This window comes from Sphingopyxis sp. MG, from assembly GCF_002953155.1.
Taxonomy (GTDB): Bacteria; Pseudomonadota; Alphaproteobacteria; order Sphingomonadales; family Sphingomonadaceae; genus Sphingopyxis; species Sphingopyxis granuli.
Genome location: NZ_CP026381.1, coordinates 3,554,169 through 3,569,904, shown reverse-complemented (window position 1 = coordinate 3,569,904; position 15,736 = coordinate 3,554,169). Strand labels below are relative to the sequence as shown.

At 70.4% G+C, this 15,736-nt stretch carries 11 protein-coding genes and 1 tRNA gene; 2 read left to right on the top strand and 10 right to left on the bottom strand.

Annotation, left to right across the window (positions count from 1 at the left end; all coding sequences use genetic code 11):
• The first annotated feature begins 56 nt into the window (after positions 1-56).
• Entirely contained in the window at positions 57-815 is a 759-nt protein-coding gene (locus C3E99_RS16345) for a competence/damage-inducible protein A (RefSeq protein ID WP_067186389.1), read from the top strand.
• Here C3E99_RS16345 and C3E99_RS19900 read toward each other — a convergent pair.
• From C3E99_RS19900 to C3E99_RS16305, 9 genes are all read right to left on the bottom strand, one after another.
• Entirely contained in the window at positions 788-946 is a 159-nt protein-coding gene (locus C3E99_RS19900) for a hypothetical protein (RefSeq protein WP_158682342.1), read from the bottom strand. The two genes, C3E99_RS16345 and C3E99_RS19900, sit on opposite strands and share 28 nt — an antisense overlap.
• An 88-nt stretch (positions 947-1,034) precedes the next feature.
• Positions 1,035-1,108 (bottom strand) — tRNA-Gly (locus C3E99_RS16340).
• A gap of 132 nt (positions 1,109-1,240) precedes the next feature.
• On the bottom strand, positions 1,241-4,099 hold the full coding sequence (locus tag C3E99_RS16335; protein WP_148650934.1) for a CHAT domain-containing tetratricopeptide repeat protein: 2,859 nt from the start codon (positions 4,097-4,099) through the stop codon (positions 1,241-1,243).
• 31 nt (positions 4,100-4,130) lie between these two features.
• The gene (locus tag C3E99_RS16330) at positions 4,131-4,724 is read right to left on the bottom strand and encodes a hypothetical protein (RefSeq protein WP_067186377.1); all 594 of its coding nucleotides are present in this window, start codon (positions 4,722-4,724) and stop codon (positions 4,131-4,133) included.
• Positions 4,721-6,061, bottom strand: coding sequence for a sensor histidine kinase (locus tag C3E99_RS16325; protein WP_311880232.1), 1,341 nt, complete (start codon positions 6,059-6,061; stop codon positions 4,721-4,723). Before C3E99_RS16325 ends, C3E99_RS16330 begins: the two co-directional genes overlap by 4 nt.
• Before the next feature lie 2 nt (positions 6,062-6,063).
• The gene (locus C3E99_RS16320) at positions 6,064-6,750 is read right to left on the bottom strand and encodes a response regulator transcription factor (RefSeq protein WP_067112595.1); all 687 of its coding nucleotides are present in this window, start codon (positions 6,748-6,750) and stop codon (positions 6,064-6,066) included.
• A gap of 79 nt (positions 6,751-6,829) precedes the next feature.
• On the bottom strand, positions 6,830-7,708 hold the full coding sequence (locus C3E99_RS16315) for a hypothetical protein (RefSeq protein ID WP_067186376.1): 879 nt from the start codon (positions 7,706-7,708) through the stop codon (positions 6,830-6,832).
• A gap of 113 nt (positions 7,709-7,821) precedes the next feature.
• On the bottom strand, positions 7,822-12,864 hold the full coding sequence (locus C3E99_RS16310; RefSeq protein ID WP_104960133.1) for a hypothetical protein: 5,043 nt from the start codon (positions 12,862-12,864) through the stop codon (positions 7,822-7,824).
• A 19-nt stretch (positions 12,865-12,883) separates the two neighbouring features.
• Positions 12,884-14,197 carry a tetratricopeptide repeat protein gene (locus C3E99_RS16305; protein WP_076077318.1) on the bottom strand — a complete coding sequence of 438 codons (1,314 nt, stop codon included), beginning with the start codon at positions 14,195-14,197 and terminating at the stop codon, positions 12,884-12,886.
• Between the two features lie 175 nt (positions 14,198-14,372).
• On the opposite strand from C3E99_RS16305, the gene C3E99_RS16300 reads away from it, so the two are divergent.
• The gene (locus tag C3E99_RS16300; RefSeq protein ID WP_067112583.1) at positions 14,373-14,921 is read left to right on the top strand and encodes a GNAT family N-acetyltransferase; all 549 of its coding nucleotides are present in this window, start codon (positions 14,373-14,375) and stop codon (positions 14,919-14,921) included.
• Between the two features lie 293 nt (positions 14,922-15,214).
• Here C3E99_RS16300 and C3E99_RS16295 read toward each other — a convergent pair whose 3' ends face one another.
• Positions 15,215-15,685, bottom strand: coding sequence for an Lrp/AsnC family transcriptional regulator (locus C3E99_RS16295; RefSeq protein WP_067112580.1), 471 nt, complete (start codon positions 15,683-15,685; stop codon positions 15,215-15,217).
• Positions 15,686-15,736: the final 51 nt, after the last annotated feature.

Sequence of the window (15,736 nt, the reverse complement as noted above, 5' to 3'; positions counted from 1 at the left end):
TTTCATGGCATATCCGGCACCCTTGTTTTGTCATGGCAGCAGGTTAAGGCAAGGGGATGAGCGACGAACGCATCTGGACCGCCGCTGTGCTGGTGATCGGCGACGAAATCCTCTCCGGCCGCACGCAGGACAAGAATGTCGCGCAGATCGCGACCTGGCTCGACGTGCAGGGGATCCGCCTGCGCGAAGTGCGCATTGTCCCCGATGACGAGGCGGAGATCGGCGACGCGCTGAACGCGTTGCGCGCGCGCTACGACTATGTCTTCACCACCGGCGGCATCGGGCCGACGCACGACGACATCACCGTCGATGCGGTGGCGAAGGCGCTGAAGGTCGCGGTGGTGATCCATCCTGAGGCGCGCGCGATCCTCGACCGCTATTACACCACGCGCGGCGGGCTGACCGAGGCGCGGCTGCGCATGGCGCGCGTTCCGGACGGCGCCGAACTGATCCCCAACCGCATGTCGGGCGCGCCGGGCATCAGACTGGGCAACCTGTTCCTGATGGCGGGGGTTCCGCACATCACCGCGGGGATGCTCGATGCGCTGACCGGTACGCTCGAGGGCGGCGCGCCGCTGGTCGCACACACGATCGGCGCCTGGGCGCCCGAAAGTGAGATCGCCGACGTCCTGCGCGCGGCCGAGCGCGATCATGCCGGCGTCGCGATCGGCAGCTATCCCTTTTTCCGCGAGGGACGCACCGGCGCCAATTTCGTCATCCGCTCGACCGACGGCGCGGCCGTCGCCGCTTGCGTCGCGGCGCTCACCGTGGCGATCGAGGCGGCGGGCTATGCGGTGACCGACGGCGGCATCTGATCGCCCGTCTCGCCCGCCGACCGCGTAACGCGCGGCAGGCGGCGCAGCATCGCGACGGCGAGCAGGCCGAAGGCCGCCGCGACGAAGGCGCCGAACGTCGCGGCGTCGCGGTCGCCGAAGCGCGCGACCATCGGCAATCACCGGGAGCCAGAGAATGCCCAAAAATAGTCAGTTTTCTGGGTTTTTTCAACCATCAGCGCCCGCGCGCAGTCGTCAAGATGGAGCGGGTGAAGGGAATCGAACCCTCGTCGTAAGCTTGGGAAGCTTCTGCTCTACCATTGAGCTACACCCGCGTTTCAAAGGCTTAACCGTTAGCTCGCTTGCTGTTTCACAGTGCGTTTCACGGTTGCCTTCGCGATGCGTCGCCTTTGCCGCCAAAGCGGGCGCCGGTCAATCCACAGAATGCGGCTGCGGCCCGCACCCGTTCAGCGCGAGAAGAGCTCGAAGGGGGCCCAGAGCGCGGGGTGATCGGCGCGGGGTTCGCCGTCGCGGCCGGTGCGGACCGCCGCGATGGCGGCGCGCAGCGCGGCGGGGGGATCCTCGCCCGCGCGCATCCCCTTGACCATGCCGACCGACAACCGCCGCGCGATATCGTCGCGGACCGGCCAGTGACTGGCCATCACCCGCTCGGCCCCGGCGAGAAAGAAGCCCTCGACCAAGCCCGACAGCTGCGGGCGGTCGGTTCCCGCCGCCCCCGCGGTGTTGCATGCCGACAGGATGACGAGCCGGGCCGGCAGAGTCATCCCGCCGATCTCGCTGGGCTTGAGCAGGCCGTCGTCGCCGCCCGCCGGGGTCAGCAGCAGCGCGGGTTCGTCGAGCCCGTCGAGCTCGCCCGACAGCAGGCCGTGGGTGGCGAAGGCGAGCACCGCGCCCTGCGGTACCGGCATCGCCCGAAGCTGCGCCTCGGTCGCGTCGTCGCCGATCAGCAGCCGCGCGCCGTCGTCGCCCAGCGCCGCGGCCAGCGCCGCCAGTTCGCGCGGCGCGCCGGGCAGTGCGGGCAGCTCGTCGATCGCGCGCGCCGTCCCTGCCGACCGCATCGCCATCAGCGTCCCGGCGCGCCCGCTCTCGACCCCGCCGAGGCCGATCAGCACCGCACCCGCCGGCCCGGCATCGGGCCCGGCGTCGCCCGCGCGCGGCGCGCGCACCATCCGGCTGACCGTCGTCCGGTCGGCCAGATAGCCGGGCTTCCCGGCGTCGGGAACGAGCAGCCCGAACGGCAGGGCGCCGAGCGATCCGTTGGCGATCACGGCCAGCCTGCGCGTCGCGGCGAGCCATTTCGCCGTCGCGCCGGGAAAGAGGCGGGCATGAAGTTCGGCGGCGGCAGCGCGGTCGAAGGCGTCCTTCTCGCCCGCGTCGATCGAGGCACGCAACCGGCCGACGAGCGCGTCGACCGGTGCGTCGGCGGCGATCAGATATTGCTGCGCCTTGCCGCCGCCGGCCGCGGTGACGAGCCAGGGTCCGCCAAGGTCGGTGATCATGACGGTTGCGGCCGCGCGCGAACCCGCCGCTTCGAGATCCGCCAGCCGCGACGGCATGAAGAGGAGCGCCGCCCGCTGATCGAGCGTCAGCGTGGCGTCGAGCGCGGCGATCGCCTGCCGGTTACCGTCCAGCTCGCGGGTCAGGCCCGCGAGGTCGAAGGCGGCATCCGGGCGCATCAGATTGGCGTCGAGCTTCGCTTCCAGTCCCTGGCGCGCGGCGAGGAGCTGGCGGCGCTTCCCCGCGATGGCGGCCAGCGCCGGATCGGCGGCGGCGGCGCGTTCGCTGGCGGCGACGGCGAGCGCATCGTCGAGGCTGCTGCGCGCCGCCCATTGCTGCGCCTCGAACGCATCCTCGACCGCGCCGCGCCGTGCGAAAATCTCCGCCAGCCAGCCATAGGCCGGGCGCTGCCGCTCCGCCTGCGCCGAGCCGCGCGCGAGATGGGCATTGCCGGTTAGCGCATCGAACAGCGCGCGCGCGTCGGCGACCAGATCGGTGGCCGGCCGGGCATCGCCGCGATCCTCGGCGCGCAGCAGCAGCGCGCGGCCGAGCAGCAGGTCGGGATGATCGGGCGGCAGCATCCCGGTGCGCAGCGCCACCGCTTCGCGCGCGGCGCCCGCCGCCGCGGCCCAGTCGCCGTTCGCGAAGGCCGCCTTCGCCAGATTGTCGCGGGCGTTGGCGCGGTCGCGGTGCCCCTCTGGCAGGCGCGCGTCGCGGACGGCGATTAGGCCGCGCGCCAGCGCCTCAGCCTCGGCGCCATGGCCGGTGGCGATCAGCGCGATCAGCCGCGTGTCGCGCGCGGCGAGCGCGCGGTCGCTCTCCGCGCCGAGCTGCGCATCGATGATCGGCGTCGCGGCGTCGAGAAAGGCGATGGCGTCGTCATATTGGCCGGCGCGGATCAGCGCCTGCGCGAACTGCACGCGCATCGCCGCGCTGTTCTGGTTGGGGCCGCCGCCCGCTTTCTCGATCAGCTCATAGGCGCGGCGGATCATCGGCATCGCATCGTGCGGCCGGTTCAGCCGGAACAGGATCGCGCCCAGATTGGCATAGAGGTTGGCCATCATCGGGTGATCGGCCCCGATCGCGTTGCCGAGGCGTCCGATCGCCTCCTGCGCGGTCGCGATCGCTTCCTCGGTGCGTCCCGACGAATAGAGGTAGACGACGCGGTTGGCGTTCCAGATCGCGACGTCGCCCGGCACCGGATCCAGCGTCAGACCGACCGCGATCGCTTCGGCATTGCGCTCCAGCGCATCGTCGAGCCGCCCATGCTCCAGATAGGAGGCGGCGAGATTGGACAGGGTGGTGGCATGGTCGCGCGGCGCGACGCCCGCGGGATTGGCGGCATAGTCCGCGACCAGCCGTTCGTTGATCGCCAGCGACGCGGCGTGATCGCCCTTGAAATTGAGGATATAGGCCCGCAGGTTCAGCGCGTTGCGCCAGTCCGCGCGATAGGCGGGGGCGGCGGCGAGGATCGGGATGATCCGGTCCGCCTCGGCAAGCGCCTGGTCCATCTCCCCGGCCGCCGCGCGTCCCATCGCGACGTAGAGCGAGCGCGCGGCGATTTCGGGATGGTCCGGGGGATAGAGCCGGCGCGCCTCGGCGAGCGCGTCGGCCGCGGCGGCGCGATAGGCGGCGGGGTCGGCTTCCGAATCGGCGGCCTCGAAACGCGCGATCAGCGCGTCGAGCCTTGTGCGGTCGGGCGGGCGGTCGAGCGCGGCGGCGGGGGCGGCCGGCGCGGCGGCGCTCCATGCCAGGCCCACCGCCAACAGCGCCGCGCGCGCGGGCCTCTTGCCCATTCCCCTGGTCATTGCGTCCCCCCTTTTGGTCCCCGTGACGGCCTCAATCGACCACCAGATAATAGCGCGCGGCTGCGGCGCCCGCGTTGTTGAGTTCGATCCGATAGCGCTGCGTGAAGACCGGCGTGAAGCGGCAGTCGCGCGCCGACGCCGGCGCGCGTTCGCAGACCAGCTTGCCTGCGGCGTCGTAAAGCCGCAGCCGCAGGTCGTCCCGCGGCCGCGAATTGGCGGCGACCGTCGCCGCCTGCCCCGACAGGAAGAGCTGTTCGAGCTGCGTCGCCGCCCCGGGCGCCAGCGTGCCGCGAACATAGCCGGGACCGAGCGCGCGGCCGCGCAGCGGCGGGACGTCGCCCGGCACCGCCGCGCGCCACAGCGGCACCGGATCGGGCGCCCCGGGGTCGAGCGGGCGGGCGCTGCGCCGCGTGATGCGCGTCAGCGCCGCGACGAGCGCCGGCCTGTCCTGCGCCTCGAACGCCGTATCGGCGGCGGCGAGGTCGGCGGCGAGCTGGCTGGCCCGCGATTCGGCGGCCGCGGCGGTGCGCGCCGCCGGCGGCTCCGAGCCGTGCGCGGCGCATCCGGACAGCGCTGCCCCCGCAAGGCCGATGCCCCATGTCCGTCCCCATTGGCGTCCGTTCATGCCGCTCCCTCTTTCACGACGAACCTGGCGCCCCGGTCGGATGGCATCAGGCGGATGGTCAGATCGTGGCGCTCGGCGATCGCGCGCGCAAGCGCGAGGCCGAGGCCGCTTCCCGGTATATCGTGCCGGGTGCCCGCGACGCGGTGGAAGCGCCGGAAGATTTTCTCGCGCTCGGCCTCGGGGACGCCCGGGCCGTCGTCCTCGACCGTCAGCACCGGCCCGGGCGCGAGCCCGAGCCGCACGCTGCCGCCTGCGGGGACGTATTTGAAGGCGTTGTCGAGCAGGTTGGTGACGAGCTGGCCGAGCTGCGTCTCCTCGCCGTCCATCGTCACGCCGGGTTCGACGACCCAGGTGAAATCATGCCCCGATTCCTCGGCGCTGTCGGCGTAAAGCTCGCAGATGCGCGTTACCATCTCGCTGAGGTCGACGGGCTTCAGCCCGTGCCGGTCGCCCTGCCGCGCCTTGCTCGCGGCGATGTCGAGCAGTGATTCGAGCATCGCGACGAGCCGCTTGATGTCGACGCGCGCCTCGATCAGCCGTGCCGCGACCGTCTCGCCCGGCCCCGCGGCGAGCGCCTTGGTCAGCCGCCCGTCGAGATGCATCAGCGGGGTGCGGATCTCGTGCGCGATCTGGTCGGTGGTTTCGCGATAGGCCTCGATCAGCCGCTTCTGCCGCGCCAGCGCCGCGGCGCTGTGCCCGGCCAGCTCGTCGATCTCGTCGCTTTCCGCGTCGGCGGTCATCGCGATCAGCCGCTCTTCGTCGGGATCGCGGAAGGCGTCGTTGATGCGCTCGATCCGCCAGTGCAGCCGCCCCGCCGCGATCTTGCCGAGGGTGCCGACGAGCAGCACGAACAGCGCGCCGCCGGCGAGGAAGACCAGCGCGACGCGCCAGCGCAGCGGCGCGCCGCCGCGCGTCTCGCGCGCGACGATCAGTTGCAGGTCGGGGCCGAGCCGCGTCGCGCGGGCATGGGCGCGCGTGCCTTCGCCGAGGCGGATCGACCCGCTTTCCGAGATCGCCGGGTCGAGCCGCGGCCAGGTGCGGATATCGCCCGCGATCCATCGCCCCCGCGCGTCGGCGAGCATATAGTGCGGCGCGCCGCCGTCCGACGGCGTGATCGCGAGCCGGTCGCGAATCCGGCGTTCGAGTTCGGCCCGGCCGCTCGTCGCATGGATGTCGGCAAGCCCCGCGAGATCAACGTCGACCGCCTTGTGCGCCGATTCGGCGACCGTCGCGCGGATGGTCTGGTCGGTGAGCGCCCACAGCGCGGCGAGCAGCACCATCGACAGCAGGATCGCGGCGAGGACGATCCGCGAAAAGATCGAGCGGCGCGCCGCCACCCTCAGCGCCCGTCGAGCAGGCGGTAGCCCGAGCCCCAGATGGTTTCGAGCGCGGGGGCGCCGAAGCCGTCCTCCAGCTTGCGGCGCAACCGGCCGACATTGACGTCGACGACGTTGGTCTGCGGGTCGAACGACATGTTCCACACGTCGCGCAGCAGCATCTCGCGCGTCACCACCTCGCCCGCATTCTCCATGAAATAGCGGAACAGCTCGAACTCGCGCGGGCTGAGCGCGAGGTGGCGGTTCTGGCGAAAGGCGGTGCGCGCCTTCACATGGCATTCGAAGGCGCCGTAGAGGATCACCGCGCTATGTTCGCGCCCCGACGCACGGCGATAGAGCGCGCGCAGCCGCGCCATCAGCTCCTCGGCCTCGAACGGCTTGGCGAGATAATCGTCGGCGCCGGCGTCAAGCCCTTCGGCGCGGTCGCTGGTGCGGCCGAGCGCCGACAGCATCAGCACCGGGGTGCCGACGCCGCTTTCGCGCAGGCGCCGGAGGATGGTCAGCCCGTCGAGATCGCCAAGCATGCGGTCGAGGATGATGACGTCGAACTTTTCCATCCCGGCGCGCAGCAGCCCGCCGGTGCCGCTATTCTCCCAGACGAGCGTATCGCCGCGCGCCGCCGCGAGTTCCTGAATCTCGCCGGCCGCGCGCTGGTCATCCTCGACATACAGGATCTTCAGCGTTTCCATGCTGTTGGCGCCATCTTCCCCCAGGATAAGCGACCCCGGCCCTTCTGGCATAGCCAGGGGGCCGGGGCAAGCGGGGCGCTCAGCCAAGGTCCTCGACCGACACCCAGCCCTGGGTGCCATAGCTGTCCTTGACCTCGATGAAGAGGCCGTTGCGCTGGCCGGTGGGGACAAGGTCGGTCCCGGCGCGCAGCGCGCGCACCGTGGCGGCGTCGGCGGCGGGGGCCGCGCGCATCACCGTGTCGATCGCGACCTGTGTTCCCGCTGACGCCGCGGCGGCCTGCGCCGGCCGGGCCTTCGGGATCGCGGCGATTGCCGAACCCTGTGCCGAGACGGCGTTGAACGCCTTGACGAAGGCCTCGACCAACATCTTGCCGTCCTTGCTGCCGGCGTAGCCGCTCGCGTTCGCCGCGGCGGACCAGGCGTTGGCGCCGCCGAAGCTGATCGACGTCTTGCGCACTTCGCCGGTGCCCGCGACGATCGCCTGGCCGGTCGCGGGGCTGAGCAGCTTGATGCCCGCCGCGACGCGCTTCTTCTTGCCGCCGAGGCCGCCGAAGGCGCCGAACAGGGCACCGCCCACCGGCACCTTGGAGATGATGCTGGTCGCGGCGCCCGATCGGACGAGACCCTCGACCGCCGCCGACTTCGCCATCTCGACCGACTTGTCGACCTCTTCCGAATCGCCCGCAACGACGTTCATCAGGAAATCGGCGGGGGTGCCGCTCGCCGGGCTGTGCGGGGTGAAGCAGCCCGATTCGATCGCGAGCGAATTGATCAGCTCGCGCGGGGATCCGAGGCCGTAGTCGGACCAGCCCTGCGTGTCGCCTTCGACCACGGCGATGGAGCCATAGCTTTGCGCGCATTTGTTGAGCGCGACCGCTTCCTGCTCGGCGGCCATCGCCGATGGGGCGGTGCCGGCGAGCAGCGCGGCGGCGGTGATCAGCGTAACCTTCGTCTTCATGGAAATTCCCTCCCTTGGCTTGTGGGTCGCGCCGATCATGCCGGGCACGGCCGGCGCGGCCCACACACCAAGGCTGTCAGAGAGATGACAATCGCCGTTAGGGACCGGCGATCTCAGGGCACCGGGGGCGCGGGGGGTTGCGCGGCGAAGGTCGCGACGCCGCTGACCGCCAGGCTTCCGTCCTTGATCGCATAGCCGAGGCCGACATGCGATGCCCCCGGTCCGAACAGGGCGCCGCGCACATCGCTCGAACAGCTGACCGTGCAGCTCGCGGCGGTCGTTCCGCTGATCATCGGGGCGCCTTCGAACGCGGTCCGGTCGAGTCCCAACAGGTTCTGGCCGCCGTTGGCCGGGTTGGCCGCGCCGCCAGCGGTTCGGACTTCCCATCCATATTGATCGATGGCGACGGCGAAATCGAAACCGACCTTTTTCGTCGCGAAATCGACCGCAAGGTTGCCGGTGAAGGTGCCGGGTTCCAGATTACCCGCGCGGTCGACCGGCCGCGTCTGGCCGATCAGTTGATATTCGACCCCGCCGCTGGTCGGCAGCGCCGATGCCAGCGTGCCCGTCAGGATTGGATTGCCCGAATTGGGCAGCTTGGGGTTGCCGGCCCCGATATTATTGACGTCGAGCCAGCGTGCCCAGCCGATCACGCCGTTGACGCTGCCGCTTTCCTCTGCCGGCCCGCGATGCTCCGGCAGGACGCCGACCGGCGATCCGTTGCTGCGCGTCCATTGGGTGACCATCCCGTTCGCGTCATAGGTGACCTTTGAATTATAGGCGGAGTCGTTGGTCCGGGCGTAGGTCACGTTGAGCACATATTGGTTGGTATATTCGCCGGTCGAGAAGGTCGGGGCGGGCTGTGCCTCGAAGGCCGCGACGCCGATCACCTCGTTGGTCGAGGTTCCCAGCTGGACGACATATTCGAGGCCCATTTCCTTGCCCGCGGGGCCCGCGAGGAAGCCGCTCCAGATCGCCCGGCAGCTGGTGGTGCAGGTGCCGCCCGTGCTCGTCACATTGCCGTTCGCGCCAATGGCATAGAAGGCCCCGTTGGAGAGCGAAAGCTCGCTCGCCGACAGATTGGCGAGCCCCCCGGCGGTCCGGGCCGTGAAGCGATCGCTGTTATAGTCGAACACCAGGTCGATCCCGACCTTGGCCTGCGTGCCGAACTGCACCGCCGCGGCGCCGCTGACCAGCGTGCCCGGCGCAGCCGCGCCATAGCCCTGCGTCGGCCGTGTGCCGCCGACGAGCTGATAGTCGACGCGCCCCGAAGCGGGCAGGTTGGTGGCCGGGGCTCCGACGATGAAGTGATAGCCCTGGTTGTCGGACAGCGTGACGGGCCCGCGACCGCCGGTGCCGGCGTTGCGCCGCATGTCGAGCAGGCCGCCGGTCCAGCGCGTCCATTGCAGGACGCCGCTGTCGCTCGCCCCGCTGTCGGCGTGCGTCGCGGTGCCGATCCGGTCGTACCCGCCATAGGTGCCGATCGTGCGCACGCCGACGATCGCGCCGCTCGCGTCGATCTCGTACCCCTGGTTCGCATTGGGGCTGGAGGTGACCGACAGGTTGATCGGGTGGATGGTATAGGCGTCGTAGGTCGAGCTGAGCCGTGCCTCCGAACTCAGAAGGTTGGCGGTCACGAAGGTCGGCTCGGGCGGCGGACCGCCCGAAAGCGTGCCGTTGCCGAAGATCGCCGCGCCGATCGCCGCCTTGGCGCTGCCCAGATCATTATGGGCGGCATAGGTCAGGCCGAGCTGGTTCGCGTTGCCGGCAAAGACGCCGCTGGCGTCGAACTGGCAATTGGTCGTCTGGCAATCGGCCCCGGCGACGCCGGGGACGAGGATGCGGAAATTGCCGCCGCTCGCCAGGGTCAGCGCGGTCTGGGACTGGGTCGGGTCGGTCACGCCGCCGGCGGTCGCATAGCGGAACGTCCGGTCGGGCTGACCGACGAGGCCGGGCATCGTCACCGTGGCGTCGAAGGCGACCTTGGGCGCGGCGCCGAGGACGATCGCCATGTCGCCGGCGAAGCCGCCCGCCGGCAGCGAGCCGTCGACCATCGTCGGCCGCGTCGCGGCGAGCAGGTCATAGGCGATGACGCCCTGCGCAGGCAGCGCGAAGCCCGCATCGACCGGCCGCGCGAGCAGATAGTGGAAGCCTTGGGCTGCGCTGAGCGTGAAGGGATTCGCGCCCGTGCTGACGCCGTCGCTCCAGCGGCCGATCACGATGTCGGCGTTGCCCGATATGTCGGTGACCGTCGTCGTCCCCCTGGTGCGTGTGACGCCGCCCGCCCGCGTGTAGCTGGTCAGGCCGCCGTCGCCGTCCAGCGCATAGGCGGTGGTCGTGAAGCCGGCTTCGCTGCCGGGCACCGTCTGCCCGTTGCCGACGTTCAGCGTGGTGACGAAATTGACCGCCGCCGTCGCCGGATTGAAGCCGCCCGCATAGGCAAGCCGCGGCGGCTGGGGGACGCTATTATATTGCGGGTCCGGGGGCGTGTTGACCGGCAGGCCGGCGAACTGGTCGGGGTCGGCGCCGGTGCCCAGCCAGGCGAGATAGTCGGTCAGGAAGACGAGCGCCGTGTCGGAAAGCTGCGCCTGAAGCACCCCCGCGTCGCCGAGCAGCGCCAGATAGGTTTCGATCTGTTCGGGGGTCAGCGCCGCATAGTCGGACGGCCGCCCACCGCCGAGAACGAAGGCGTACCAGGCCTGCACGGCGGCGAGATAGTCCGAATAGACGGGCAGGGCGGCATATTTCAGCGGATCGCCGCCGGCGCGCACGAAGGCGTAATATTGCGCGAAGAAGGCGTTGAGGCTCGCGTGCGAGGCGAAGCCACCCGCCGCGTCGAGCGCCGCGAGATAGGCGTTGATCTGCGCCTGCGTCAGCGCCGCATAGCCCGTCGGCAGGCCGCCGCCGGCGAGATAGGCGTAATAGGCGTTCAGCGCCGCGACATAGTCGGCATAGACGGGCAGCCCGGCGAAGCCGTTGGGCGCGCCGCCGCCGGCCAGATAGGCGAAATAGGCGTCGAGCAGCCCGGCATTGGCGCCGAGCAGGTCGCCCGTCTGCCCCGCCGCGGCGATCGCCGAGAGATAGGCGCGCAGCGTCGCGAGGCTCTGCGCGTCATAATCGGCGGGCAGTCCACCGCCCGCGAGGAAGGCCGCATAGCCGTTGAGCGCGGCGGCGAAGGCGGGATAATCGGGCGGCACCGGCAGTCCGGCGAACAGGTCGGGATCGCCGCCGCCGGCGACGAAGGCGAAATAGCCGGCATAGAAATCGGCGAGGCTGTCGAGGAAGGCCCCGCTCGCCCCCGCGCTGTCGAGCGCGGCCAGATAGGCGCGGATTTGCGCCTGCGTCAGCGCAGTATAGCCCGACGGCACACCGCCGCGCGCCAGATAGTCGTAATAGGCCGCGAGCGCCTGAGCATAGCCCGTAAAGACGTTTGCGTTGAGCCCCGCGAAGGCATCGGCCTGGCCGCCTCCCTGAAGGAACGCCAGATAGGCGGCGAAGAAATCGGCCCGCTCGCCGAGGAAGCGGTCGAGCGCGCCCGCCGCCTGGAGCTGCGCGAGCCAGGCCTGGAGCTGCGCGAGATCGGCGCCGCTGTAGGCCGAGGGCAGGTTGCCCGCGGCAAGAAAGGCGAAATAGGCGTCGAGCTGGCTGGCATAGCCCGCGAAGACATTGGCGGGCAGGCCGGCAAAGGCGTCGGGCGCGCCGCCGCCCTGGAGGAAGGCGAGATAGGCGGCATAGAATTGCGCCTTGTCGCCCGCCAGCGTCGTCAGCAGCCCGGCGCTCGACAGCGTCTCGAGATAGGCGCGCAGCGTCGCCGCGTCGAGCGCGGCATAGCCGCTCGGCAGGCGGCCGCTTGCCAGCCATGCGAAATAGGCGTCGAGCGCGTTGCGATACTGGCCTGCGAAGGCGAGGCCGCCCTTGTCGAGATAGGCGGCGAGCAGCGCGCGGTCGGCCGCGCTCAGCGCCTCGGCCAGCCCGCTGTCGGACAGGAAGCGGATATAGGCATCGAGCGTCGCGGCGCTCGCCTGCGTGAAATCGGCCGGCACGCCGCCGCCGCGGATGAAGGCGAAATAGGCCTGCGTCAGTTCGGTGAAGCCTTGCCCGAAGCGGTCGGGATCGCCGCCGCCGCGCAGGAAGGCGAGATAGGCGTCGACCAGCGTCCGGTCGCGTGCGGCGAGTTCGGCGAGCCGTCCGCTGCGCGCCGCATAGGCGAGGAAGGCGTTGATGTCGGCAAGGCTCGCGCGTTCGAAGCGCGACGGCGCCGCGCCTGAGCGGATCAGGTCGAGATACTGGCCGAGGAAGCCGGCATAGGCGGTGAGGAAGTCGGCACCGCCGCGCCCCGAGGCGAGCCAGCCCAGATAGGTGCGGATGATGTCGGCCTGCGCGGCGGGGAAGGGCGTGCCGCCATAGGCGCGCTCCAGCCCGCCCGCGGCGGCGACCAGCCGCGCGAGGTCGCCGCTCGGAAAGCGTTCGATCGCGGGGTTGGCGACCGCGGCGTCGACGCGTCGTGCCGCCGCCAATATGTCGCTCGACGCGCCCGCTGCGGCGAGCGCGTCGCCCAGCGTCACCGGCACGCCGTTCTGCGCCGCCGCCGCCGGGCCGTCCGCCGCCATGTCGGCGACCTGCGCCGCATCATCGCTCGCGTCGGGGGTGGTCTGCGCCCCGTTTGACACGACTAGCTCGGGCTTCCTGCCCGGCGCGACGGCGAACATCTCGCCGGTGCCGAAACGGCGCAGCGCGTCGGCGCGGCCGATGAAGGCCTGTCCGGTCAGCACATGGCCGCGCGCGGCGCCGTCGGCGGCGACGCTGAAGCTCGCCGCCGATCCGCGCCCGGTCACGCGGCCCTCGACCCCGTCGGGCATCCGCACGATCGTCGTGGCGTCGCCCCCGGCGACCGTCACGCTGCCGGCATAGAGGTCGACCGACCCGTCGGCATTGATGCGATAGTCGGCGGTGTCGAGCACCGACACGACGGCGCCATTGTCCAGCCGGACCTGCTTCAGCCCCGCGATCTGGTTGACCCGCTCGCCGATCTGCGGCTGCGTCTCGCCTTTCGACGAGAAGAGGATGTGCGCGGCGAACGCGGGGGTGGCGAGCGACAGGCTGGAGGCGGTGACCATCAGCGCGGCGCCGAGGCGAAGCTTCGGATTAGGGGTCATGGCGATATTCTCCCGCGGATCAGAATTCGAGGCGGAGGCCGGCCGACACGGTCCAGCGCTCGTAATCGTAAAGGGCGATGTTGCTCCAGTTGCGCGACCAGGTGGCGCGCGGCTGGAAGAAGAGGGCGTCGGTCAGCGCGACCTTGACCCCGGCGGTCAAATCGACCCGCTCGTCCTTGCGGCGGGTCAGGAACAGCGCGTCGGGCTGGTCGTAGCGGCGCAGGTCGAAGGCGGCGCCGGCGACCAGCGCCACCTTGGCCGCGACGGGAAATTCACCGCCGATGTTCGCGCCGGCGAACCAGTTCGATTCGGCGTCGCCCACCTGCCGGCGCGTCTCTTCCTTGCCGCCCGACACGCCCGCGGCGAGCGTGCGCGTCACATAGCCGACGCCGACGGCATAGCGGTCGGCGTCGCGCAGCGGCGCGCCGTCGTAATCGAACCGGTTCCACTGCGCCGACAGGGTCAGCGCGCGGCCGCCGGCGAGCGGTTTCGTATATTGGCCGATGACGCCGTAAGAGGTGCGGTAGCCGTCGTGGCCGAGCCAGAATTTCTGCACCTGCCCCGACAGCGAGACGACGTCGCGGTTGGCGAAGCTGTGGGCATAGCCCGCGGTGCCGGTCAGCGCCGCCTGGTCGAAGGCGCGGCTGTCGACATTGTCGCGCCAGTTGCCGAGCGCGCTGGCGAACAGCCGGTCCTGCCGCCCGATCGCGGTGACGCCCGATACGCCGCCCTGTATCTCGTAATATTCGTCGCCGCGCGCCACCGCGCCCGGCCCGAGCGTGCCGGGGCCGAGGAAGCTGAACAACGGGATGACGATGGTGGTCAGGTCGGTCGCGGCGTTGATATTGTCGTCATAGCCGGCGCGGACGTCGAGGAACCCCGACACGTCGGACCCGCCGCCCCCGATCTGCCGGTCGAACTGGCGAACGAAGCCGGTGAAGCGCTGGCGCACCGGATCGGGCAGGCTGGGATCGTCGACCACGGTCGCGAATTCCTGCCGCGCGGTGTCGATGTCGCCCGCCATCGCATAGGCGCGCGCCAGTTCGGCGCGCGCCGGCGCATTGCCGGGCTGCACCGCGAGGACGCGCTGCAGCGCGATCACCGCCTCGCCATAATGGCCCGCGTCGAGCGCGGCGATGCCGAGCCGATAGTCGAAATCGGGATCGCCGGCACGCCGGTCGGCTTCGGCGGCAAGTTCGGCATAGACGCCGGCGGCCGGGTTGGCGGGGGCGGCGGTTGGGGGCGCTTGGGCCGCGAGCGCCGGCTGCGCGGCCAGCGGCGCGAGCAGCGCCAGCCCGATCGGCGCGGCAAGGGTCAGGAATCTGTTCGGCATAGGGTGAATCCGTCCGGTCGTTGGGTCCGGCACGATCTAGGATTCGGGCGGGGGTCCTGTCCGGTGACGATGTTCGTCGCAATGATGACAAAGGCTGACAGGAGATGGGAAAACGGGGCTTGCGGGTCGCGGTCCGAAGGCGCAGGGCGGTTTCCTCTTCCTCCCGATGGCTGCCATGTCCGACCTGTCCTGCCGCCTTGCGACCTTCGACGATCTTGCCGCGATGCGCGGGGTGATGACCCGCGCGATCGACGAGTTGCAGCAGGGTTTTCTCGATCCCGCGCAGGTCGCCGCGAGCCATGCGATCATGGGGCTCGATCGACAGCTCGTCGAGGACGGCACCTATTTCCTGGTCGAGATCGACGGATGCGTCGCCGGGTGCGGGGGCTGGAGCCGGCGCGCCACCCTCTATGGCAACGACGCAAGCGCGGGGCTGCGCGAACCGCGCCTGCTCGACCCGGCGCACGAGGCGGCGCGGGTACGCGCCATGTATACCCACCCCGATTTTACGCGGCGCGGGGTCGGACGCCATATCCTGGCGGCGGCGGAGACGGCGGCGGCCGCGGCGGGTTTCCGCGCGGCGGAGCTGATGGCGACGATGGCGGGCGAGCCGCTCTATCGTGCCTGCGGCTATCGGCCGAAGGAGGCGGTGCTCGACCGCGTCGGAAGCGTCGACATCCCGCTGCTGCGCATGGTCAAGCCGCTTACCCCTGCGGCGCCCTGACGCCTTTCGCTGCGGCCTCCGATGCGCGTCGGAGCGCGTGAATCAAAACCGGTATCTTATGATCTGTCCTGTCCAGGTTGAGGCGGCCTGATAAGCCCCTCCCCTTCAGGGGATGGGTTCGATTTCAAGCCAGACAGGACAGAGTCTGGCGGCGTCATCATGTCTGGATGAACCACGCCGTGTCCCCGCGAAGGTGGGGACCCAGAGCGATGTGATGCCGGCCCCGGCTCTTCGAAGCTCTGGGCTCCCGCCTGCGCGGGAGCACGCGGCTCTGCAAGCCAGGACGATCCGTCCTAGCGCGCCGATTCGCAGATCGTCTCCATCGCGACGAAGGTCGATGTGCTCGCGACGTGCGGCAGGCTCGAAATCTTCTCGCCCAGCACGATGCGATAGCGGCGGATGTCGGGCGTGCGGACCTTGAGCAGATAGTCGAAGCCGCTCGCGATCATGTGGCATTCCTCGACCTCGGGAATCCGGCGTACCGCCGCGTTGAATTCGCGCAACGCCTCCTCGCGCGTGTCGGAAAGCTTGACCTCCGCGAAGGCGACATGGTCGAGGCCGACCTTGGCGGGATCGACGATCGCCCGGAAACCGATGATCAGCCCGCTGTCGACCAGGCGCTTGACCCGCTGCTGACAGGGCGTCTTCGACAGGCCGACGCGCTGCGCGAGCTCGGTATAGGTGATGCGTCCGTCGCGCCCCAGGATCGCGATGATCTTGCGGTCGAACTCATCCAATTCCACTATGATGCCGTCTTTCTTCATCCATTTTGCCTAACTTCTGTCCATATTTTGGTCAAACCGTAAAATAATTGC